Source organism: Arenimonas terrae (genome assembly GCF_006265115.1).
Taxonomy (GTDB): Bacteria; Pseudomonadota; Gammaproteobacteria; order Xanthomonadales; family Xanthomonadaceae; genus Arenimonas; species Arenimonas terrae.
Genome location: NZ_SMDR01000001.1, coordinates 580614 through 601911 on the forward strand (window position 1 = coordinate 580614; position 21298 = coordinate 601911).

General features: G+C 70.0%; 25 protein-coding genes. 8 read left to right on the forward strand and 17 right to left on the reverse strand.

The window, feature by feature from the left end; translation table 11 throughout:
- Nucleotides 1-26 precede the first annotated feature (26 nt).
- The 4 genes from sdhA to E1B00_RS15910 are packed head-to-tail and all read right to left on the reverse strand — an operon-like array spanning nucleotide 27 to nucleotide 2825.
- On the reverse strand, nucleotides 27-1817 hold the full coding sequence (gene sdhA / locus E1B00_RS02725) for a succinate dehydrogenase flavoprotein subunit (RefSeq protein ID WP_139445351.1): 1791 nt from the start codon (nucleotides 1815-1817) through the stop codon (nucleotides 27-29).
- 7 nt (nucleotides 1818-1824) lie between these two features.
- Nucleotides 1825-2202, reverse strand: a complete 378-nt coding sequence (gene sdhD / locus E1B00_RS02730) for a succinate dehydrogenase, hydrophobic membrane anchor protein (protein ID WP_139445353.1) — start codon at nucleotides 2200-2202, stop codon at nucleotides 1825-1827.
- A complete protein-coding gene (gene sdhC, locus E1B00_RS02735; RefSeq protein WP_139445355.1) occupies nucleotides 2199-2594 on the reverse strand; it encodes a succinate dehydrogenase, cytochrome b556 subunit in 396 nt (131 codons plus the stop codon). The genes sdhD and sdhC overlap by 4 nt, the downstream gene beginning before the upstream one ends.
- A 51-nt stretch (nucleotides 2595-2645) precedes the next feature.
- On the reverse strand, nucleotides 2646-2825 hold the full coding sequence (locus tag E1B00_RS15910; RefSeq protein ID WP_342774252.1) for a DUF1674 domain-containing protein: 180 nt from the start codon (nucleotides 2823-2825) through the stop codon (nucleotides 2646-2648).
- A gap of 24 nt (nucleotides 2826-2849) precedes the next feature.
- Here E1B00_RS15910 and ygfZ point away from each other — a divergent pair, with 24 nt between their 5' ends.
- Together ygfZ and E1B00_RS02750 are read left to right on the forward strand one after the other, a co-directional pair.
- Nucleotides 2850-3719 carry a CAF17-like 4Fe-4S cluster assembly/insertion protein YgfZ gene (gene ygfZ, locus E1B00_RS02745; RefSeq protein ID WP_139445359.1) on the forward strand — a complete coding sequence of 290 codons (870 nt, stop codon included), beginning with the start codon at nucleotides 2850-2852 and terminating at the stop codon, nucleotides 3717-3719.
- Between the two features lie 66 nt (nucleotides 3720-3785).
- Nucleotides 3786-4685 (forward strand): phosphate/phosphite/phosphonate ABC transporter substrate-binding protein, encoded by a 900-nt coding sequence (locus tag E1B00_RS02750; RefSeq protein ID WP_176693098.1) that lies wholly within the window; start codon nucleotides 3786-3788, stop codon nucleotides 4683-4685.
- 66 nt (nucleotides 4686-4751) lie between these two features.
- Here the strand turns inward: E1B00_RS02750 and E1B00_RS02755 are convergent, their stop codons facing one another.
- From E1B00_RS02755 to E1B00_RS02780, 6 genes are all read right to left on the reverse strand, one after another.
- Entirely contained in the window at nucleotides 4752-5648 is an 897-nt protein-coding gene (locus E1B00_RS02755; RefSeq protein WP_139445363.1) for an adenylate/guanylate cyclase domain-containing protein, read from the reverse strand.
- Between the two features lie 55 nt (nucleotides 5649-5703).
- The gene (locus E1B00_RS02760) at nucleotides 5704-7971 is read right to left on the reverse strand and encodes a thiamine pyrophosphate-dependent enzyme (RefSeq protein ID WP_139445365.1); all 2268 of its coding nucleotides are present in this window, start codon (nucleotides 7969-7971) and stop codon (nucleotides 5704-5706) included.
- Nucleotides 7972-7988: 17 nt separating this feature from the next.
- Complete coding sequence (locus tag E1B00_RS02765; protein WP_139445367.1) at nucleotides 7989-8591, reverse strand: glutathione S-transferase family protein; 603 nt, start codon at nucleotides 8589-8591, stop codon at nucleotides 7989-7991.
- A 3-nt stretch (nucleotides 8592-8594) separates the two neighbouring features.
- Entirely contained in the window at nucleotides 8595-9149 is a 555-nt protein-coding gene (locus E1B00_RS02770; RefSeq protein WP_139445369.1) for a GNAT family N-acetyltransferase, read from the reverse strand.
- 10 nt (nucleotides 9150-9159) lie between these two features.
- Nucleotides 9160-10323 (reverse strand): acyl-CoA dehydrogenase family protein, encoded by a 1164-nt coding sequence (locus E1B00_RS02775; RefSeq protein WP_139445371.1) that lies wholly within the window; start codon nucleotides 10321-10323, stop codon nucleotides 9160-9162.
- Nucleotides 10324-10485: 162 nt separating this feature from the next.
- On the reverse strand, nucleotides 10486-11169 hold the full coding sequence (locus tag E1B00_RS02780; RefSeq protein ID WP_139445373.1) for a glycine zipper 2TM domain-containing protein: 684 nt from the start codon (nucleotides 11167-11169) through the stop codon (nucleotides 10486-10488).
- Nucleotides 11170-11309: 140 nt separating this feature from the next.
- Here E1B00_RS02780 and E1B00_RS02785 point away from each other — a divergent pair, with 140 nt between their 5' ends.
- A complete protein-coding gene (locus E1B00_RS02785; RefSeq protein ID WP_139445375.1) occupies nucleotides 11310-11561 on the forward strand; it encodes a DUF6116 family protein in 252 nt (83 codons plus the stop codon).
- Nucleotides 11558-12325, forward strand: a complete 768-nt coding sequence (locus E1B00_RS02790) for a TatD family hydrolase (RefSeq protein WP_139445376.1) — start codon at nucleotides 11558-11560, stop codon at nucleotides 12323-12325. The genes E1B00_RS02785 and E1B00_RS02790 overlap by 4 nt, the downstream gene beginning before the upstream one ends.
- Before the next feature lie 68 nt (nucleotides 12326-12393).
- Here the strand turns inward: E1B00_RS02790 and E1B00_RS02795 are convergent, their stop codons facing one another.
- Genes E1B00_RS02795 through E1B00_RS02810 form a run of 4 tightly spaced genes read right to left on the reverse strand, consistent with a single transcriptional unit; the run spans nucleotide 12394 to nucleotide 14890 of the window.
- Nucleotides 12394-12963, reverse strand: a complete 570-nt coding sequence (locus E1B00_RS02795) for a hypothetical protein (RefSeq protein WP_139445378.1) — start codon at nucleotides 12961-12963, stop codon at nucleotides 12394-12396.
- 24 nt (nucleotides 12964-12987) lie between these two features.
- Nucleotides 12988-13644 (reverse strand): hypothetical protein, encoded by a 657-nt coding sequence (locus E1B00_RS02800; RefSeq protein ID WP_220396225.1) that lies wholly within the window; start codon nucleotides 13642-13644, stop codon nucleotides 12988-12990.
- Nucleotides 13641-14102 carry a hypothetical protein gene (locus E1B00_RS02805; RefSeq protein WP_139445382.1) on the reverse strand — a complete coding sequence of 154 codons (462 nt, stop codon included), beginning with the start codon at nucleotides 14100-14102 and terminating at the stop codon, nucleotides 13641-13643. Before E1B00_RS02805 ends, E1B00_RS02800 begins: the two co-directional genes overlap by 4 nt.
- The gene (locus tag E1B00_RS02810; RefSeq protein WP_139445384.1) at nucleotides 14099-14890 is read right to left on the reverse strand and encodes a tRNA threonylcarbamoyladenosine dehydratase; all 792 of its coding nucleotides are present in this window, start codon (nucleotides 14888-14890) and stop codon (nucleotides 14099-14101) included. The genes E1B00_RS02805 and E1B00_RS02810 overlap by 4 nt, the downstream gene beginning before the upstream one ends.
- A 123-nt stretch (nucleotides 14891-15013) precedes the next feature.
- On the opposite strand from E1B00_RS02810, the gene E1B00_RS02815 reads away from it, so the two are divergent.
- Nucleotides 15014-15481, forward strand: coding sequence for a glycine zipper 2TM domain-containing protein (locus E1B00_RS02815; protein ID WP_139445386.1), 468 nt, complete (start codon nucleotides 15014-15016; stop codon nucleotides 15479-15481).
- A gap of 75 nt (nucleotides 15482-15556) precedes the next feature.
- Nucleotides 15557-15955, forward strand: coding sequence for a cytochrome c (locus tag E1B00_RS02820; protein WP_139445388.1), 399 nt, complete (start codon nucleotides 15557-15559; stop codon nucleotides 15953-15955).
- Here E1B00_RS02820 and E1B00_RS02825 read toward each other — a convergent pair.
- Entirely contained in the window at nucleotides 15952-16779 is an 828-nt protein-coding gene (locus E1B00_RS02825; protein ID WP_139445394.1) for an alpha/beta hydrolase family protein, read from the reverse strand. The two genes, E1B00_RS02820 and E1B00_RS02825, sit on opposite strands and share 4 nt — an antisense overlap.
- A gap of 182 nt (nucleotides 16780-16961) precedes the next feature.
- On the opposite strand from E1B00_RS02825, the gene E1B00_RS02830 reads away from it, so the two are divergent.
- The gene (locus tag E1B00_RS02830) at nucleotides 16962-17468 is read left to right on the forward strand and encodes a fasciclin domain-containing protein (protein ID WP_139445396.1); all 507 of its coding nucleotides are present in this window, start codon (nucleotides 16962-16964) and stop codon (nucleotides 17466-17468) included.
- 77 nt (nucleotides 17469-17545) lie between these two features.
- Nucleotides 17546-18034: a DUF456 domain-containing protein gene (locus E1B00_RS02835; protein WP_139445398.1), complete on the forward strand. Its 489-nt coding sequence runs from the start codon at nucleotides 17546-17548 to the stop codon at nucleotides 18032-18034.
- A gap of 3 nt (nucleotides 18035-18037) precedes the next feature.
- Here the strand turns inward: E1B00_RS02835 and E1B00_RS02840 are convergent, their stop codons facing one another.
- Both E1B00_RS02840 and E1B00_RS02845 read right to left on the reverse strand, forming a co-directional pair.
- Nucleotides 18038-20536, reverse strand: a complete 2499-nt coding sequence (locus E1B00_RS02840; protein ID WP_139445400.1) for an ABC transporter permease — start codon at nucleotides 20534-20536, stop codon at nucleotides 18038-18040.
- A complete protein-coding gene (locus tag E1B00_RS02845; protein WP_139445401.1) occupies nucleotides 20533-21237 on the reverse strand; it encodes an ABC transporter ATP-binding protein in 705 nt (234 codons plus the stop codon). Before E1B00_RS02845 ends, E1B00_RS02840 begins: the two co-directional genes overlap by 4 nt.
- Nucleotides 21238-21298 lie beyond the last annotated feature (61 nt).

The following is a 21298-nucleotide window of genomic DNA, read 5'->3' on the forward strand; positions in this document are numbered from 1 at the left end:
TGGGCCCGCGTACGGGCGTGGGTGCCTCAGTAGGTGCGCGCCTTGGGCGGCACCACGTCCACGTCCTTGCTCAGCGTGTACATGTGCACCGGACGGTAGTCGAGCGTGGTCCTTCCCGTCTCGTCCACCCAGCACAGGGTGTGCTTGTGCCAGTTGACATCGTCGCGCTCCTGGAAGTCCTCGCGGGCGTGGGCGCCGCGCGATTCCTTGCGGTTCTCGGCCGACACCATGGTCGCCACGGCCTGGCCCAGCAGGTTCTGCAGCTCCAGCGTCTCGATCAGGTCGGAGTTCCAGACCAAGGAGCGATCCGAGACCCTCACATCGGCGAAGGACGCAAACACTTCCTGGATCTTCCGCACGCCCTGCTGCAGCGTCTCGCCGGTGCGGAACACGGCGGCGTCGGCCTGCATGGTCTGCTGCATGCTGTCGCGGATCGCCGCGGTCGGCGTGCCGCCGCTGGCGTGGCGCAGCTTGTCGAGGTTGGCCAGCGACTTGTCGCAGGCGCTCGGCGACAGCGTCGGGTGCATCGCGCCCGGCTTGATCGTCTCGGCGCAGCGGTTGGCCACGGCGCGGCCGAACACCACCAGGTCGAGCAGCGAATTCGAGCCCAGGCGGTTGGCGCCGTGCACGGACACGCAGGCCGCTTCGCCGATCGCGTACAGGCCCGGCACCACGGTGTCGGGGTTGCCGTTCTTCAGCGTGACCACTTCGCCGTGGTAGTTGGTCTGCAGGCCGCCCATGTTGTAGTGCACGGTCGGCAGCACCGGGATCGGCTGCTTGGTGACGTCGACGCCGGCGAAAATCTTGGCGGTTTCGGCGATGCCCGGCAGCTTCTCGTGGATGTCGGCCGGGTTGAGGTGGGTCAGGTCGAGGTGGATGTGGTCCTTCTTCGGGCCCACGCCCCTGCCCTCGCGGATCTCGATGGTCATCGAGCGCGACACCACGTCGCGCGAGGCCAGGTCCTTGGCATTGGGCGCGTAGCGCTCCATGAAGCGCTCGCCGGCCGAATTGCGCAGGATGCCGCCTTCGCCGCGCACGCCTTCGGTGATCAGGCAGCCGGCGCCGTAGACGCCGGTCGGATGGAACTGCACGAACTCCATGTCCTGAAGCGGCAGGCCCGCGCGCAGCGCCATGCCGCCGCCGTCGCCGGTGCAGGTGTGCGCGGACGTCGCCGAGAAGTAGGCGCGGCCGTAACCGCCGGTGGCCAGCACCGTGCCCTGGGCGCGGAACAGGTGCAGTTCGCCCGAGGCCATGTCCAGGGCCAGCACGCCGCGGCAGGCGCCCTCGGAATCCATGATCAGGTCGAGCGCGAAGTATTCGATGAAGAATTCGGCCGAATGCGCCAGCGACTGCTGGTAGAGCGTGTGCAGGATCGCGTGGCCGGTGCGGTCGGCGGCGGCGCAGGTGCGCTGGGCCGTGCCCTTGCCGTAGTGCGTGGTCATGCCGCCGAAGGGGCGCTGGTAGATGCGGCCGTCCTCGGTGCGCGAGAACGGCACGCCCTGGTGCTCGAGTTCGATGATCGCGGGAATGGCCTCGCGGCACATGTATTCGATCGCGTCCTGGTCGCCCAGCCAGTCCGAGCCCTTGATCGTGTCGTAGAAGTGGAAGCGCCAGTCGTCCTCGCCCATGTTGCCCAGGGCGGCGGAAATGCCGCCCTGCGCCGCCACGGTGTGCGAGCGGGTCGGGAACACCTTGCTGATGCAGGCGGTCTTCAGGCCCTTCTGGGCCAGGCCGAAGGTGGCGCGCAGGCCGGCGCCGCCGGCGCCGACGACGACCATGTCGTAGGTGTGCTCGTGGATCTTGTAGGCAGTGGTCATGGCGTGCTCAGGCGGTGAAGACGATGCGGCCGATGGCCAGCAGGGAGGCGATGGCCGCCAGCGCGTAGGCGAACTTGATGGCGATCTGCAGCACGACTTCGGCGGCGCCGTGGAGATAGTCCTCGACCACCACCTGCAGGCCCAGGCGGGCGTGCCAGAACAGCGACAGCACGAAGGCCGCCAGCAGGGTCGCGGTGACCGGCTGGGCGATGGCGCCGCGCACCGTCGCCTGGTCGGCTCCGAGCAGGCCGACGGCGAAGACCACGAACCACGGCGTCAGCAGGGCCAGCGCGACGGCGGTCAGGCGCTGGTTCCACCAGTGCGTCGTGCCGTCCTTGGCCGAACCCAGGCCTTTGGCGCGGGCGAGCGGGTTGCGCAGGCTCATGCCGCACCTCCCATGCCGAACCACCAGAGCGCAGCCGTCAGCACCACCGACAGCGCCAGCACGGCGTAACCGCTGGCGTAGGCCTTGGGGATCTCATAGCCATGGCCGGCATCCCAGAACAGGTGCCGGATGCCGTTGAGGAAGTGGTAGACCAGGGAGGCCGAGAACACGAACAGCCCGAGCTTGCCCAGCGGCGAACCGAGACAGGCGGCGAAGGCCGCGTAGGCCTCGGCGCTGCCGGCCGCGGCCAGCAGCCAGGCCGCCAGCACCAGCGAACCCAGCGCCAGGGCCACGCCGGTGGCGCGGTGCGTGAGGGACATCACGCTGGTGAGCTGCGGCCGGTAGTACGGGCCGATCATGAAGGGGGACAGCGGTCGTTTTGGCGTCGCCATGGGCTGCGCTCGTCTGGTTATCGGTGGGATGGGGGCGCGGTTTGCGGCGCGTCAGAAGTCGATGCAGCGGCCGTTCTTTTCCCAGTCGCCGTAGCGGGTCGGTTCGGGACCGTCGCGTCCGCCGATCTCGCGGGGTCCGGGAGCCGTCGGGGCCTCCACGGGTTCCTCGGTTACGGTGCCGGGGTCGGAGGAAGACGCTGTTTGGCCTATGATTCGCGGCTCGGTCGCCATGCGGCAATGTTAAGTCCCACCCCCATGACGTTCAAGACAAATCTGCCCGCGGTCTCCTGCCCTGCCCTGTCCGGCTTCAGCGTGCTCGAAGTGCGCGGCGCCGATGCGGCGGCATTCTTGCAGGCCCAGAGCATGAACGACGTGACGGCCCTGGCGCCCGGACACTGGCACTGGAATGGCTGGTTGACCCCGAAGGGCCGCGTGGTGGCGCTGTTCGCACTGCTGCGGCTGGCGCCCGACCGATTCTGGGCGGTGCTGCCCGACTTCCCGGCGGCCGAACTGCAGGCACGCCTGCAGCGCTATGTCTTCCGCAGCAAGCTTGCGCTGTCGGTGCCGCCGGTGGTCGTGGCCGCGGGACCGCAGACGGCGACACCGGCCCCGGACCAGGCCGCCGGCGACGAAACACAGGGCATCGCCCTGGACTTCGGCGGCCACGGCGGTCCACGGACGCTGTGGCTGCTGCCGTCCGCCGACCCGGCGCTCGCACCGGCCGAGGCCGGCACCGATCGCGCCTGGTACGCCGCCGACCTGGCCCACGGCCTGCCGCGCCTGCCGGCGGCGGCCGAGGCCTGGACTCCGCAGATGCTTTCCCTCGGGCGTCTTTCGGCCTTCAGCCTGAGAAAGGGCTGTTACCCGGGGCAGGAAATCGTCGCGCGCACCCACTACCTCGGCCAGGCCAAGCGGGAGCTGGTGCGCCTGGAGGGCCAGGCGCTGCACTCCGGCCTGGCGGTCGACACCGCCGCCGGGACCGCTGCGGGCCAGGTCGTCTGCGCGGATGATTCCGGCCTTCACGCCCTGGCGGTGCTCGGCGCCGACGCCGGCGACGACCTGCTCGCGGGGGGGCGGCCCTGCCGCCGCCTCACCCTGTTAGACGGGCTTGCCCGGCCGGCCTGAGAGCCGCATCACAATTGGCTAAGCCCGGGGATGTCTGATATACCGGCCGCCAGGGAGGAGTCCACCATGAAGCTGAGCCAAGGCCTTGCGGCCATTGTGTTTTCACTGTTCGCGGCACCGTCCTTCGGTGCCGATTACACGCTCGCCGTCGAACCCAATTACCCGCCCTCGCAGGCGCAGCAGGTCTACAAGCCGCTGCTCGACTATCTGTCGAAGGCCACCGGCCACCGGTTCATACTCAAGACCGCGACCAACTACCACGTCTACTGGCGCGACCTGCGCTCCGGCGCGAAGACCGATTTCGCCTTCGAGGAAGCGCACTTCACCGACTACCGCATCGACCGCCTCGGCTTCACGCCGCTGGTGCGCGTTGCCGAGTCCACACGCTACGCGCTGCTGGCCGACGCGCCGGTCGCCGAAAACGGCATCGCCGGCCTGATCGGCTACCGCGTGGTCAGCATGCCGGCGCCGAGCATGGGTTACCTGCTGCTGGGCGAGCTGTACAAGAACCCGATCGCCCAGCCCGAGATCCAGTCGGTGGCGGCGAACTGGCGCGATGGCGTCGAGATGGTGTTCTCGCAGGAAACCGAAGCGGCGATGGTGCCCAACTACATCGCCCAGCTTTACCCGAACCTGGTGGCGGTGTCGGAATCGCGCGAGTTCACCGGCCGCGCCCTGAGCGCCGGCGGCACCGTGCCGGCCGACGTGCGCAAGGCGGTGTCCGAGGCGATGCTGAAGCTGCACCAGGACGATGCGCTTTACGAGGTGCTGGTGGAGCTCGGCGCCAGCCAGTTCGTGCCGGCCACCCGCGCCGAGTACGCCGGCAGCGAACGCCTGCTGCGCGGCGTGTTCGGCTACAAGGCCAAGCCCGGTTCGGCCACGCCGGCGCCGGTGCCCGAGGCGGACGCGCCCTTGGACGAAGAAGAAGAGATCACCGGCGGCATCGAGGTCCAGGCGGACGGCTAGCCCTGGCGCTGGGCCCTGGAAAAGAACCGGCGCACGCGCCGGTTTTTTTTTGCCCAGCCGCCGGGATCAGTCGGCTTCGAAGTAGATGATGTCGCCGGTGTTGACGTCGAAACTCTGGCCCAGGCTGATCGTGCCGGCCTTGCGCAGGTGCAGCTCGTCGCGATGGACCTTGATCTCGTCGTCGTCGCCGATGCGCACGTAGGTGCCGTTGGTCGAGCGGTCGGCGATCATGAAATGGCCGCGCTTGTACTCGATCATCGCGTGGGTGCGGCTGACCCAGTCGGCTTCGATCGTGAGCTGGTTGCTCGGCTCGCGGCCCATGCTGAAGGGCTTGGATTCGGTGTCCAGGGTGACCTGCTGGGCGCGGTGCCGAAGGCGCAGGGTCGCCTTCTCCTCGGCCGCGGCGGGGCCGCGGATCGCGCTCTGGACCATGGTCATGCCGGAGGTGTCCTCCTGCCAGACCAGGTCCACGATCTCGATCGGCAGCAGCTTGCCGCTGACCCGGGCCTTGCCCAGGCTGCGCGCCTCGGGAACCTTGCCGCTGAGGCTGTCGTAGGTGGCGGCGGTGGTGACCACCTGCTCGCGCTTGGCCAGCGAGGCCATGCGGGCAGCGGTATTCACCGCATCGCCGTAGACGTCGCCGTCGGCCTCCTCCAGCGCGTCGCCATGGTGCAGGCCGATGCGCACGGCCAGGCTGTCGCGCACGAACTCGATCTCCCGGCCCATCTTGCGCTGCATGTCGCAGGCCGCCAGCACGCCGTTGAGCGCGCCGGGGAAAGTGCACATGATCTCGTCGCCGATGGTCTTGATGACGCGGCCGCCGTGCTGCTGGCAGATCTTCGTCAGTGCATCGAGCACGGCGGCGATCAGCCGGCGCGCCTCCTGGTCGCCCTTGGTCTCGAACAGGCGCGTGCTGCCGCTGACGTCGGCGAACAGGATGGTCTGGGGCCGGGACGTGTTCATGCAGGGAGTCTAGGCGATGCCTTGGCGCGCGTCATTGCTCCCCTCCCGAACGGCCTCAGGCGAGTTCCGAGGCCATCGCGACGATGTCGGCGTCCGCCGGGATCACCAGGAAGGCGGCGCCGGCCAGCGGCGTGTAAGTGTCCTGGCCGACCACGCGGCGCAGCGGCTTGGCGCCGTGGCCCGCCTCCACCACCGCGGTGATGATGCCCTCGCCCACGCCGGCGGAACGCCGGCCCTCGTCCACCACCAGGATGCGGGCGCAGTCGCCGGCGTGGCGGGCGATCGCCGCCTCGTTGAGCGGCTGCAGCCAGCGCAGGTCGACCACGCGCACCTTCCAGCCGTGTTTTGCCTCGATCTCGCGGGCGGCGCGCAGGCTCATCGGCACGCCGTTGCCGAAGCTGAAGATGACCAGGTCGCGGGCTTCCGGGAAATAAACCCGTTCCTCGCCCAGCACCATGGCCTGGTCGACCGGCGGATAGCTGGTCAGCCACTGGCCGTCGCCGGCTTCGTACAGGTCCTTGGTCATGTACAGCGCGATCGGCTCGAGGTAGGCGCAGACGCGGCCGTCGACCTTGGCCAGGGCCATCATCGTGCGCAGCATCATGGCGGCGTCGTCGCCGCGGCTCGGGCAGCCGACCACCAGGCCCGGGATGTCGCGCAGCGCGGTGATCGAGTTGTCGTTGTGGAAATGGCCGCCGAAACCGCGCTGGTAACCCAGCGAGGCGATGCGCATCACCATCGGGTTGCGGTACTGGCCGTTGCTGAAGAACTGCAGGCTGCAGGCCTCGCCGCGGATCTGGTCGCAGGCGTTGTGGAAATACGCCAGGTACTGGATCTCGGGCATCGGCAGCATGCCCATGTTGGCGTAACCCTGGGCCAGGCCCAGGATCATGGTCTCGTCGAGCAGGGTGTTGAACACCCGGGCGTTCTTGAACGCCTTGTGCAGGCCCTTGGTCACCGTGTAGACGCCGCCCTTCTGCGCCACGTCCTCGCCGAACAGCAGCGTTTCCGGATACTTGGCGAACAGGTCGTGCAGGGCCTGGTTGATCTGGATCGCCAGGTGTTTCGGCGGCTGGTTCTCCGGCAGCTTGGCCTCGCTGCCGAACACGGCCAGGCGCTTGTCGGCGTAGTCGCTGCGGGCGGCCTCGGCGGCGACCTTGTCGGGCGTGTACGGCGCCAGCGGGCGCATCACTTCGGCCAGGTCGTCGAGCTTCGGCTTGCTGTCGGCCACCTCGGCGGCGGCGAAGCAGCGGGCGCGCATCGCCTCGTACTTCGCCAGCAGCTCGTCCTTGCCCATCAGGCCGGACTGCAGGGCGATCTGCGCCGAACGCAGCAGCGGGTCGCTGGCCTCGACCGCCATCAGCTCCTCGAAGCTGCGCCATTCGATCTCGAAGTCGGTGCCGGCGTGGCCCATGATGCGGGTCGTGCGCAGGTGCAGGAAGGTCGGGCGGCGCGTGCGGCGGCAGTGCTCCACCGCGGCCTGGACCTGGCCGTAGCCTTCGGCGATGTCGAGACCGTCGGCGTAGAAGTAGTCCAGGCCGTCGCGGTGGCGGAAGGCGTTGGCGATCCAGCCGCCCGGCGTCTTCACCGAAATGCCGATGCCGTTGTCCTCGCACACGTACAGCACCGGCGCCGGCAGCTTCTGGTAGGCAGTCCACTGCGCGGTGTTGAATGCGGTCTGGGCGCTGGCGTGGTTGCTGGAGGCGTCGCCGAACGAGCAGATCGCGATCGAATCGTCGGGGATCGGCAGCGCGTGGCCGATGCGGCGCGCCTGCTCGATCGCGATGGCGGTGCCCAGGGCCTTGGGCAGGTGCGAGGCGATGGTCGAGGTCTGCGGCAGCACCCACAGCGGCTTGCTGCCCCAGACCTTGTGGCGGCCGCCGGAAATCGGGTCCTCGCTGCTGGCGGCGAAGCTGAGCGCCGAATCCATCACCGGGTCCATGCCCGGCAGCTTGCGGAAGCGTTCGGCCATGAAGCCGCCGGAACGGTAGTGCAGGAAGGCCGGATCGGTGTGGCGCGTCAGCCGCGCGACCATTGCATTGCCCTCGTGCCCCGAGGAACCGATGGTGTAGAACACCTTCTGCTGCACGCGCAGCACGCGCGCCATCAGGTCGAGATGGCGGGACACCAGCTGCGACTCGAACAGCTCAAGGAAGTCGGCGGCGGTGCAGGCGCTGCCCTCGAGCACCGCTTCATGCGGCGCCGGGCGCGGTTCCGGGCGGCCGCTCCAGCCCTTCACGAACTCGACGAAGTTGTCGTCGCAGACCTTGGCGCGGTTGACGTCTTTCTGGCGGGCGGGAATCAGGGGGGCGACGGCGGACATGGATGGGCTCTCGGGAATCAGTGGGTCTGCGGCTTGAAACAGGGCTGGGCCTCGACCCGCGCCAACCAGGCGCGAAGCGCCGGATAGGCCATCAGGTCGAAGCCGCCGTCGGCAGCGTTGTGGGTATAGGCGTAAAGCGCAAGGTCGGCGACGGTGCAGCGGGCGCCCACGAACCAGTCCTGTCGGGACAGGTGCTGTTCCATCACCGCCAGCGCCTGGTGGCCGCGTTCGCGCAGGCGCGGCAACTCGGCCCGGCGCGGATGATCCTGGGGCAGCCAGCCGCTGATGAAACGTGCGACAGCGATGTAGGGCTCGTGGCTGTACTGCTCGAAGAACAGCCACTGCAGCGCCTGCGCGCGTGCAAAGCCATCGGTCGGCAGGTAGGGCGAACCCTCGGCCAGGAAACACAGGATCGCGTTCGATTCCGGCAGGCGGCGGCCGTCCTCGAGCTCGAGCAGGGGCACGCGGCCGTTGGGATTCTTGGCCAGAAACTCCGGCGTGCGGGTCTCACCGGCGGCGCTGTTGATCTCCACCCAGCGGTATGGCCGGCCAAGCAGCTCCAGCAGCAGCTGCACCTTGTAGCAGTTGCCGGAAGCCTTCATGCCGTAGACGGTCAGCATGGCCTACGCCACCGCGCCGGCACGACGGCGCAGCCACTGTTCGCGGGTCTGGCCCCAGATCTGCACCGGCGCGTGCTCGTGCGGGGCCGGCAGGCGGCCGGGGCCGCGCAGGGTGGCGCCGAGCTTGGCCGCGACCTTCTGCGAACCGATGTTGCCGGGGTCGATGGTCTGGATGATCTCCGTCCAGCCCAGGGTCGCCACGGCCCAGTCGGTCGCCGCGGTCGCGGCCTCGGTCGCGTAACCGCGGCCCCAGACGTCCCGGCTGAAGGTGTAGCCCACCTCGGTACCCGGCCAGCCGGGCGGGCACCAGGGGCCGCAGCGGCCGACCCAGCGGCCACTGTCGCGTTCGAGCACCGAAAACATTGCGAACCCCTGCGCGTGCCAGGCGCCCAGCATCGTCATCAGCGTGCGCCAGGCCATCGACGGCGCCTGGGTGCCGCCGATGTAGCGGCAGGTTTCTTCGTCCTGCATCAGCACCGTCCACGGGCCCAGGTCCGCGGCCTGCGTCGGCCGCAGCAGCAGCCGGGGCGTTTCGAGCCGCAGGCTTTCCAGGCTCATCGGCGCGGGATCAGAACGCGTTGATGCCGGTCACTTCGCGGCCGATCACCAGCTGGTGCACGGTCTCGGTGCCTTCGTAGGTGATGACCGATTCCAGGTTCAGCGCATGGCGGATCGGCGGGTGCTCGGTGGTGATGCCGGCGCCGCCGAGGATGTCGCGCGCCTCGCGCGAGATGTCCAGGGCCATGCGGCAGTTGTTCCACTTCGCCATCGACACCTGGGCCGGCTGCATCGTGCCGGCATCCTTCAGGCGACCCAGCTGCAGGCTCAGCAGCTGCGCCAGGGTGATGCGGCGCGCCATGTCGGCGAGCTTGAGCTGCACGGCCTGGGTGGCGGCGATCGGGCGGTTGAACAGCACGCGCTCCTTGGCGTATTCCAGCGCCGAGGTGTAGCTGGCGATGGCGGCGCCGATCGGGCCCCAGGTGATGCCGTAGCGGGCCTGGGTCAGGCAGCCCAGCGGGCCCTTGAGGCCCTTCACGTTGGGCAGGCGCTGGCTGTCGGGCACGCGCACGGAATCGAAGAACAGGGCCGAGGTGACCGAGGCGCGCAGGCTCATCTTCTTGTGCACGTCCTGGGTGGCGAAACCCTTGGTGCCCTTCTCGACGATGAAGCCCTGGATACCCTCGTCGGTCTGCGCCCAGACGATGGCGATGTCGGCGACGCCGCCGTTGGTGATCCACATCTTGGCGCCGTTGATGACCCAGTCGCCGCCGTCCTTCTTCGCGGTGGTCTTCATGTTGGCCGGGTCGGAACCGCCGTGCGGTTCGGTCAGGCCGAAGCAGCCGATGATCTCGCCGCGGGCCATGCCCGGCAGGTACTTCATCCGCTGCTCTTCGCTGCCGTAGGCGTAGATCGGGTACATGCACAGCGAGCTCTGCACCGAGACGAAGCTGCGGATGCCGCTGTCGCCGCGCTCGAGCTCCTGGCAGATCAGGCCGTAGCTGACCGCGTTGAGGTTGGCGCAGCCGTACTTCTCGGGCAGCGAGGAACCCAGCAGGCCCATGGCGGCGATTTCCGGCACCAGCTCCTTCGGGAAGCGGCCCTGGTCGAAGCAGTCGCCGATGATCGGCAGCACCTTCTCGTCGGTGAAGCGGGCGACGCTGTCCTGGATCATGCGCTCCTCTTCGGAAAGCAGCGAACGGATGTCGAACAGGTCGGTCGGGTTCAGGGCCATGGGAGCGGTCTGCGGTCGGCGGGGAAAGTCCGGCATTTTAGCCCCTTGGCGGCCTCCGGAGCACCCCACCCTGCCCGTGGACCCGGCCGCCGGGGCCGGATGTGGCCAGAATGAAGAAGGGCCGGCATGGCCGGCCCTTCCAGAGGTCACACGCACCGGGGATCAACCCTGCGGGGGCGTATCCTTCGCGGCCACGGCGATCACGCCGTCCTTGATCGGCAGGCGATCGCCCGGGTCCTCGTCCATCACCAGGCTGCCGGTCTGGCCTTCATGGCGCCAGGTGACGTCGTAGCCGACGACCTTGTCGCGTTCGCCCAGCAGGACCTGCTCGCCCGGCTTCTTGTCGACGCGGGTGGTGAGGGTCTCGCCGTCCAGGCGGTACTGCACGTCGTAGCCGATCACTTCCTCGCGCGGCTCGGTCACGGTGCGGCACTGCTGCTCGACCTCGGTGTACTTCTCGCCGCCGACGTGGCGACGGTCGATCTCGCGGCCGGCGAAACCACCGCCCACCGCACCGGCCACCGTGGCCAGCTTCTTGCCGTCACCGCCGCCGATCTGGCTGCCCACCAGGGCACCCGCGACCGCGCCGATCACGGCGCCGTCCTTGTTGCCGAAACGCTCCGGACGGCGCTTCTCGACCACCACGTCCTCGCAGACCTGGCGCGAGCCCGTACGGGTCTCGGTGACGGCCGTCGAGCTGATCACGTCGCCGTAGATCGGCTCCTTTTCGGTGATCGGGGTGGACGACACCACCTCGGCATAGGGAGTGGAAAGGTTCTGGTAAGCGGCGATCGCGCCGCCTCCCACCAGTACGCCGGCCAGCACGGCCAATACGGTCTTGTTCATGATGATCTCTCCGGGTGGCAACGGGTGTGCCCGTCATCGCGGAGGCAGACTGTGCCAGCCCGCCTGAACAGGAGCCGAAGCCAGGCCTTCACGCCGTCATGCTAATTTCACGCGACACGTCCGTCGCCCCGGAGGCGAACATGCCCCATCCCCTCACAGGCCCGGCGCTGGGCTTCGCCAGCCGGCTGCGCTTTCCGACGCTGTTCAAGATCACGGTCGCGCTGATGCTGGTCAGCTGGCTGTGGCCCTTCGATCCGATTCCCTTCATCGACGAGATCGCCACTGCGCTGGCGGCGCTCGTGCTGGCGAACTGGCGCCGCCCGGAACCCGGTCCGGTGCCGCCGCCGGCGTCGGGCGGCCAGGTGATCGACGGTGAATCCCGGCGCGAATGAGCGCGCTGTACGACAGCCACTGCCACCTCGACGCGCCGGAGTTCGACCCGGACCGTGAGGCGGTGCTGGCGCGCGCCCGCGCCGCCGGCGTGACCGCCCAACTGGTGCCGGCGGTCGAACGCGCCGCCTGGGAAAAACTGCGCGGCATCTGCGCCGCCGACCCGGGCCTGCGGCCGGCCTACGGCCTGCACCCGATGTACCTGGACCGGCACCGCCCGGAGCACCTGGCCGACCTGGCCGACTGGCTCGCGCGCGAACGGCCGGCCGCGGTCGGCGAATGCGGGCTCGACTTCTTCGTCGAGGGCCTGGACCCCGAAGCCCAGCGTTTCTACTTCCACGGCCAGCTGGCCCTGGCCCGCGAGCACGCGCTGCCGGTGGTGCTGCACGCGCGCCGCGCGGTGGACGAAGTGATCGCCGCCCTGCGCCGGACCGGCGGCCTGCGCGGCGTCGTGCACAGCTGGTCGGGCAGCGAGGAGCAGGCCCGGCAGCTGTTCGGCCTGGGCTTCCACCTGGGCATCGGCGGCCCGGTGACCTTCGAGCGGGCCCAGCGCCTGCGCCGCACCGTGGCGAGCATGCCGCTGGAGTTCCTGCTGCTGGAGACCGACGCGCCCGACCAGCCCGATGCGGCGCACCGCGGCCAGCGCAACGAGCCCGGCCGACTGGGAGAAGTGCTGCGCACGGTGGCTGCGCTGCGGCAGGCCGATCCGGAGACGATTGCCGCGGCCACCCGCCTCAACGCCGAACGCCTGTTCGGCGCGGGCTGAGGTCGGCGCACGGGCGGAAAAAAATGGGGCGCCAACGGCGCCCCATTCCGGTCAAGCCGCCGGCCTGGTCAGATGGGCGTGGCCGAGATCCAAAGGACCCAGCTGTACTGCGCCGCCTTCTGGGTGGTGCCGTCGGTCCAGCGCTGGGTGAAGTCCATCAGCTCGTAGGACACCGCGGTATTGCCGTTACGGGCATTGTCCAGCTTCTCCGGCGCAATGCGGACGTAGTAGGACTGGCTGCCGGAACCGAATGCGGCGGCAATGCCGTTGTTGAACAGCAGCAGGCCGTGCAGGTCGGGCTTGCCTGCCTGCTTGATCTTCACGGAGCGAGCGCCCCAGCCGCGGGCCTGCGGATAGGCGTCGAGCAGGGCCTGGCCGGTGAAGCTGGTGCCCCAGAGTGAGCTGGTGGCGAACGGCGTATTGAACTGCTGGCCGCCGCGCAGGGTGAAGCTGCCATCGTCTGCGACGATCGTCAGGTCCGGATTGACGAGGGTGCCGATCGCGATCGGCCGCGGCGACATGTCGGTGTTTGGCGTCGGGACGCTGGCGCAGCCCAGGCCGGCGATGACGGCGACGCCGAAGGCGACGGCCGCGAGGGCGCCGCGCCAGGCGCGGGAGGTGCTGGCGAATCGGATCATTGGATTTTCCCCTGTTTTGTCACGTCAACGAAGCACGATCAGGGCCCCACCGGGGCTCGGTCGCACCTCAAGAAAGTACGGATTGCGCGGATTCAGTTCAACGGTTCCCGGCGAGACTTCGTAAAGAAGGATGCCGTTCGGCACGCCGTCCAGGCTGACGTGCTCGCAGCGCGGGCCGACGTCGAGGTCTCCCAGCCGCCGCCCGGCCTCGGCGTCGCCGAGATTGCGGCCGCCCTCGGCATCGCCCAGCATGCGGCCAGCTTCGGCATCGCCTAGCTTGCGGCCATCGGCCGCGTCGCCGAGATTGCGGCCGTCCTCGGCATCGCCCAGTCTGCGGCCGTCCTCGGCATCGCCCAGTCTGCGGCCGTCCTCGGCATCGCCCAGCTTGCGGCCGTCCTCGGCATCACCGAGGCGGCGGCCGTCTTCCGCATCACCGAGCTTGCGGCCCTGTTCGGCATCGCCCAGGTTGCGGCCCTCTTCGGCATCGCCGAGGCGGCGCCCGCTTTCGGCATCGCCCAGGCGGCGCGGCATCAGACAGGCGTCCGGCACCTGCCAGAGGAAACCGTTCACGGAGACATGCCAATCGTTTTCAGTGGCGCCGCTCAGCGTCGGCCGTTCCTGCGCCGACGCCATGCCCGCTGCCCAGATCATCATCGTCACGCCGAAGATTCGGCCCTTCATCGATTCGCCCCCGTGGTGGTCGCCAGCACCGGGGCTCCGCAGAGCACAGCGCAGATCCCGGCCGCCATGCTCACCGAGAAGTCCGGCCAAGTAAACACGCCCGGCAAGGACTGCAAACCCTGTCCCAGTTCCCAGCTGACCGCCGCCAGCAGCACCAGCGGTCCCGGCACCCGTGTGGTTGCCGCCCAGGCCAGGTCGCGCACCACCAGTCCGGCGAAAAAGGCCCAGGCCAGGTCTGGCCACCAGTTGCGGGTCGCCCCGGTGAAGGCATCGAGCCAGTACGGACGAGCGAACAGGCGTTCCGGCGCGGGCAGTCCGAACCAGCGCTCGAACAGCACCGTGCCCGGACTCAACCAGTAGACCAGGGCGCCCGAGAGCAGCAGCGCGGCTGCCGCCAGCCAGCAGCCGCGCGTAGCCGGGTCGCGCCCGAGCCACAGTCTGTGCAGGCGGGACCTCACGCCCTCGCCTTGAGCAGCAGCTCGATCGCTTTGCCCGCCATGGCGAAGCCGAAGGCTCCGGTGACGTGGGTCGCCGCGCCCAGGCCGGCGCCGCAGTCGAGCTTGAGCGCGGCGTCGGCGCCCAGCTTGGGCCGGACGCCGCAGACGGTGCCGTCGCCCTGCGGGTATTTGACGTTCTCCAGCGAGTACACCGCCGGCACGCCGAAATAGCGGTCGGGATTGCGCGGGAACTTGAAGGTCTGCCGCAACTGCTTGCGCACCAGGGCCAGCAGCGCGTCCTGTTCGGTACGCGAGAGATCGCGCACACGCACCAGGGTCGGGTCGGTGCGGCCGCCGGCCGAACCGCAGACCACCACCGGCAGCTTGCGGCGACGGCACCAGGCGATCATCTCGAGCTTGCTGCGGAAGCTGTCGCAGGCGTCGAGCACCACGTCGTGGCCGCGGTCGAGCAGGCCCTCGAGATTGGCCGGCAGCAGGAACTGGGGCACCACCTCGACCTGGATGTCGGGATTGATGGCGCGGCAGCGCTCGGCCAGCACCTCGCCCTTGCCGCGGCCGTACTGGCCCTCGAGCGCGTGCAGCTGCCGGTTGGTGTTGCTGACGCAGACCTCGTCGGCGTCGATCAGCACCAGCCGGCCGACGCCGCTGCGGGCCAGCGCCTCCACCGCCCAGGACCCGACCCCGCCCAGCCCGACCACGCAGGCCTGGGCGGTCGCCAGCGATTTCGCCGCGCCGCGGCCGTAGAGCCGGTCGATGCCGGCGAAGCGAGCTTGCTGGGAAGAAGTCATGGCCGGCATTTTAGGTCAGGCCCGGGGCCATGAACCGTTCCGCAACCGCAACCCACCGTGGTCGGCACCCGTTCAGCCGACCGGGCCTAGGGTCGGCCCGAGTTCCACCCAATGGAGAACGCCATGAAGAGCCGACTGCTGATCGCCGCCGCCCTGGCCACCACCCTCGCCGCCTGCGCCAGTTCGCCGCGCCCGGCCGGTTATGGTGGCTACGAGCGGGACTACGGCTACAACGAACCGCAGCGCTGCTACGACTGCGGCCGCATCGAGCACATCGAGAAGGTGTACGGCGCGCGCAGCAACAGCCGCACCGGCGCCGTCCTGGGTGGCCTGGTCGGCGCCGTCGCGGCCCGCGAGATCCCCAAGCACGGCAGCGAGGGCAAGAAGAACACCGCCACCGTGGCCGGTGCCGTGGCCGGCGCGGTCGCCGGCAACGCCATCGAGAACAAGGTGAACGAAGAAACCTACGACATCACCGTGCGCATGGACGATGGCCGCCGCATCGTCATCAACCGCAACAGCCTGGGCAACGACATCCGCGTCGGCGCCTACGTGCGGGTCGACGGCAGCCGCCTGATCCCGCTGCGCTGATCCGGGCAGGGCCTCACTCCGGAAAAACCGCCGTGATATCTTCACGGCGGTTTTTTTTCGTCTGGAGCCCCGCGCATGCGTTCCCTGATCCTGGTCCTGATCGGCCTGTTCGTCGGCTTCGCCGTCACCCTCATCGGCATGAATGCGCTGCGCAAGGGCACGGCCTACCCCAACGGCGTGATGGCGGTGATGTCGGCGCAGATGGACGCGCTGGAGGTCTCGCTCAAGCAGAACCGCTGCGCCGCCACCGACCTGACCCCGCGCCTGCAGACCCTGCGCCACCTGGGCAATGACCTCGAGCCGGCCTTCCTGCCGACCGAGGACGACGAACGTTTCAGCGAACACGCCTCGAACCTGCGCGCCGCGCTCGATGCGGCGCTGTCCACGCCGCCGGCCGACTGCGCCGCCGCCAAGGTCGTGGTCGACAAGGTCGGCGCCGGCTGCCAGTCCTGCCACCGCGACTTCAAGAACTAGGCGCTCAGCCACCCGGCGATGCGGGCCGCCACCGCGGCCGGCTGCCGCATCCAGCGGAAATGGTCGGCGGTGGCGCCGAGCCGGGCCGCGTCGAAGGTCTCGACCGTGTGCGGGCCGCGGCCCAGCTTGGCCAGCAGCGCCTGCAGCGAGGCCTCGGGGACCAGCCAGTCGTCGCTGAAGCGCAGGGCGAGCACCGGCCCATCCATTCCGCGCATCGCCGCATCCAGCGGTAGCGCGCCGCCATAGGCGCGGTAGTGGCCGCTGCGCACCGTGTCGGCCCAGTCGCGCATCACCTGCCCGGCCTCGCGGCCGGCAAAGCCGAGGCGATGACCGGGGTAGTAGCCGGCGACCGCGGTCAAGGCCGGGAGCACACGGGCGAAGAGCTGAACGCCCAGGCGCTGGCGGCCGGGGAAGGTCGCGGCTAACGGCAGGCCGGTCGCGGCCAGCACCAGGCCATCCCAATCCATTGCGCGTTCCGCCGCCAGCATCGCCGCGAACTGGCCGCCAAGGCTGTGCCCGCCCACGGCCCACCGCACCTGCGGATCCAGCGCAGTGATCGCCGCCGCCAGGTCGTGGCGCAACAGTTCTGTGTAACCCCAGTCGCGGCTCCGGGCTGCTCGCAGCGAACTGCTGCCCATGCCGCGCCATTCGTGCACGACCGTGGTGAAACCGGCGCCGGCCAGCGCGTCGCTAAGCGGATCGTATTTCTGCGCAGGCACGCCCAGCGCCGGGATCCAGAACAGGCCGCGCGCACCCAGGCCATGCCGGCGCAGCCGGAAACGGTGGCCATCGGCGGCGGCCACGGGCAGTTCGGTCGGTGTCATCTATGCAGCCATTGGTGGAATGCGCCGAGCATAGCCACTGCAGGCGCCGCGCGGCATGGCGAATCACGCCATCTGCACGCGGCGCGGACAACACCTTGACGCGAAACAGACGCCGCCGCGACGGCGGCTCCCGCATCGTGGCGGCGTGCCAACGGGCACCCCCATCCACAAGGAACCGAACCATGACCCTGATCCGCAAGTCGCTGCTCGCCGTGCTGCTTTCCGGTGTGTTCGCCGTTCCGGCCTTCGCCGGCCACCACGAGGAAGGCGAAATGAAGGCCGGCACCATCGTCGACGTCGCCGCCGGCAATCCGGACTTCGAAACCCTGGTCGCCGCGGTGAAGGCGGCCGGCCTGGCCGAGACCCTGAGCGGCGACGGCCCGTTCACCGTGTTCGCGCCCACCGACGACGCCTTCGCCAAGCTGCCTGCCGGTACGCTCGAGGACCTGCTCAAGCCCGAGAACAAGGACAAGCTGGTCGCGATCCTCACCTACCACGTGGTCGCCGGAAAGGTCACTGCCGCCGACGTGGTCAAGCTCGACACCGCCACCACCGTGAACGGCCAGGCGGCCGACATCACCGTCGCCGACGGCAAGGTGAAGGTGGACGCGGCTAACGTCACCGCCACCGACATCAAGGCCAGCAACGGCGTCATCCACGTGATCGACGCGGTGATCCTGCCCAAGTAAGGGCCCGCACCGCTGTTCCCGACGGCCCGCCCCTCCCGGCGGGCCGTTTTTCTTCCGGGCCGCGATAGACTCGGCGCATGGACACCCAGACCGCGTATTACCTGATCGCCGGCGCCCTGATCGTCATCGGGCTGCTCGGCACCGTGCTGCCGGTGCTGCCCGGCCTGCCCCTGATGTTCGCCGGCATGCTGGTCGCCGCCTGGGCCGACGACTTCCGCCACATCGGCGTCTGGACCCTGGTGCTGCTCGGCGTGCTGCTCGCCGTGTCGGTGGCGGTGGACGTGATGGCCGGCATCCTCGGCGCCAAACGGGTCGGGGCATCGAACAAGGCGCTGTTCGGCGCCGGGCTCGGTGGCCTGGTCGGCATCTTCTTCGGCATCCCGGGCCTGCTGGCCGGCCCTTTCCTGGGCGCGGCCGCGGGCGAAATGATCCATGGCCGCGAGTGGCGCGAGGCGTCCAAGGTCGGCTTCGGCACCTGGCTGGGCCTGGCCCTCGGCGCTGCGCTCAAGTTGGCGCTGGCTTTCTCGATGCTGGCGATCTTCGGCCTGGCGATCTGGCTGGACTGAGCCTCAGCCCTGGAGTTCGCGCAGGGTGACCGAGGGCGGCGCCTCGATGACGCGCCGCGTCGCCAGCAGCCCGGCCAGCAGCGCCGCCAGCGTGCCGATCGCCGCGCCGGTCGCCGCCAGCACCGGATCCGGCGTCCAGGGCAGGTCGAAGGCCTGCGTGGCGATCACGCCGGCCAGGGCCGAGGCCGCGATCGCCGCCACCAGGCCCGACAGCAGGCCGATCGCCGCGAATTCCGAGACCTGTGCCCAGCGCAGCTGCCGTCGGCTGCCGCCGAGCACGCGCATCACGCCGCCCTCGAGCAGGCGCTCGTCCTGGCTGGCGCTCACCGCCGCCAGCAGCACCAGCACGCCGGCCGCCAGCGAGAAGTAGAACACCGATTCGACCACGGTCGAGACCTGTTCGACGGTGCCGCGCACCTGGTCGAGCACGGCGTCCACGTCCACCACCGACAGGTTCGGGAAGGCCTGCACGAGATCGGCGGTGAAGCGCGGCCGGCCCGCGGGGACCTTCACGGCGGTGATGTGGCTGCCGCTGTAGCCCTCGAGCGAACCGGGCGAACCGATGACGAAGAAATTCGGCCGGAAACTTTCCCAGTCGACCTTGCGCAGGCTGGTGATGCGGCCGGCGTAGCGGGTGCCGGCGATGTCGAAGGCGACTTCGTCGCCGAGTTTCCAACCCAGCGTCTGCGCGAACTCTTCCTCGACCGAGAGCTCGGGCGTCTCCGGCACCCGCCCCGCCCAGAACTCGCCGGCGGTTACCTGGTTGTCTTCGCGCAGCGCATCGGCGGACGAGAGGTTGAACTCGCGTTCGGCCATGCGCCGGGCGCGGCCGCCGTCCTCGAAATCTTCGCCGCTGACCGGCTGGCCGTTCACCTCGGTCAGGCGCGCGCGGATCATCGGATAGAGCACCGGCGCGTCCACGCCCTGCTCCGCCAGGAAGCTGCGCACCGGCTCCACCTGATCGGGCTGGACGTTGATGATGAAGCGGTTCGGCGCATCGTCCGGCAGCGCGTTGCGCCAGCGGTCGAGCAGGTCGGTGCGTACGAAGGTGAGCAGCAGCAGGGCCATCAGGCCCAGGCCCAGCGCCGAAACCTGGGCGATGCTTGCGCCGGCGCGCCGGCTGACGTTGGCGAGGCCATAGCGCCAGGGCCCGCGCAGGCGCGAACGCAGGCGGCGCAGGATCACGATCAGCCCCCAGGCCAGGCCGGCGAGCACCGCCAGGGTGGCGGCGATGCCGACCAGCATCGCCGTGCCCACGGTCGCCGAGCCGGCCTTCCACCACAGCAGGCCCGCCAGGCCGGCGAACCCGGCCAGGGCGACCAGCCAGGCACTGGGTTCGGTCGGGTCCAGGTCGCGGCGCAGCACGCGCAGCGCGGGCACCCGACGCAGGGCCAGCACCGGCGGCACGCCGAAGGCCAGCAGCACGGTCAGGCCGACGCCGAACCCTTCGAGCACCGGCACCCAGCCGGCGCCGGGAATGGAAAGTTTGAGCGCAGTCGCCAGCCAGTCGGCCACCGCCCACTGCAGGCCGAAGGCCAGGGCGACGCCGAGGGCGCTGCCGAGCAGGCCGAGCAGCAGCAGTTCGCCGGCGTGGATGCCGACCAGGGTGCCCTGGCTGGCGCCCAGGCAGCGCATCACTGCGGCCCCCTGAAGGTGCCGGGCGCTGTGCCGGCGCGCCGCCATGGCCACCGCAACGGCCGCCAGCACCACCGACACCAGGGCCGCAAGGCCGAGGAAACGGTCGGCGCGTTCCAGCGCACGGCGGATCTCCGGGCGGGCTTCGCCGGCGGTTTCCAGGCGCTGGCCGCGGCCCAGGTTCTCGCGGGCCACGGCGTTGAAACGCTCGACCGCGGCGGCGTCGCCGGCGACCACGAGCCGGTAGGTGATGCGGCTGCCTTCCTGCACCAGTCCGGTGGCCGGGATGTCGGCGAGGTTGAGGAATACGCGCGGCGCGGTGTTGAAGTAGTCCAGCGCCGCGTCGGGCTCCTGCACGACGAGTGCGGCCAGCGTGAGCTCGCTGTTGCCGATGCCGATGCGGTCGCCGACGCTTGCGCCCAGAGCATCGGCGCCGGCGCGGCTCAGCCAGAGCGTGCCGGGTGCGGGAATGCCGCCGGCGTCGCGCTCGCCGCCGGTGGCGGGGTCGGCGAGGCGGAAGCTGCCGCGCAGCGGGAAGCCCTCGCCCAGCGCCTTGAGTTCGCCCAGGCGCAGCGCTTCGCCCGCGCGGATCATGCTCGGGAAGCTCTGGGTTTCGGTCGCGCGCAGGCCGGGAGCGGACGCCGCCTCGCGCACCGCGCCGGTGATCGCCTCGTCGGCGCGCAGCACGGTGTCGCCGCCGAGCAGGCGGTTGGCCTCCAGCGCCAGCGCGCGTTCGGCGCGGTCGGTGACGAAGCCGACCGAGGTCACCGCCATCACCGCCAGCACGATCGCGGCCAGCAGGATGCGCACGTCGCCGGCAGCAAGGTCGCGGCGCAGCTGGCGCCAGGCCAGGGCGGGCCACTTCATGCCGACACCAGCCGGCCGGAATCCAGGCGCAGGATGCGGTCGCAGCGCGCGGCCAGGCGTTCGTCATGGGTGACCAGCACCAGGGTGGTGCCGGATTCGCGGTTGAGCGCGAACAGCAGGTCGACGATGGCCTGACCGGTGTGGGTATCGAGATTGCCCGTGGGCTCGTCGGCGAAGAGCACCGCCGGCCGGGTGACGAAGGCGCGGGCCAGCGCCACGCGCTGCTGCTCGCCGCCGGACAGCTGGCGCGGATAGTGGCCCAGGCGCTCGCCCAGGCCGACCTGGCCCAGGATCGCACGTGCCGGGCCCTCGGCATCGTCGTCGCCGCGCAGCTCCAGCGGCAGCATCACGTTCTCCAGCGCGGTCAGCGACGGCAGCAGCTGGAAACTCTGGAACACGAAGCCGACCTTCTCGCCGCGGACCTTGGCCCGACCGTCCTCGTCGAGCGCGGACAGCGGCCCGCCGTCGAGCCGGACGCTGCCATGGCTGGGCACGTCCAGGCCCGCAAGCAGGGACAGCAGGGTGCTCTTTCCTGAACCGGAGGCGCCGACTATCGCAACCGCTTCACCCTTGGCGATGGTAAAACCGACCCCATCGAGGATGGTGAGCTCGCCCGACGGCAGCGGCACCCGCTTCCCGAGTCCCTCGGCATGCAGCGCTTCCCGGGTGACCGCAGCGGGCGATTCGTGGGTGTCGGCCATGGGAATCCTCTTGAACGGGAGTTGTGAGCGATGAATCAAGGATATGGAGCATGGCGGACCC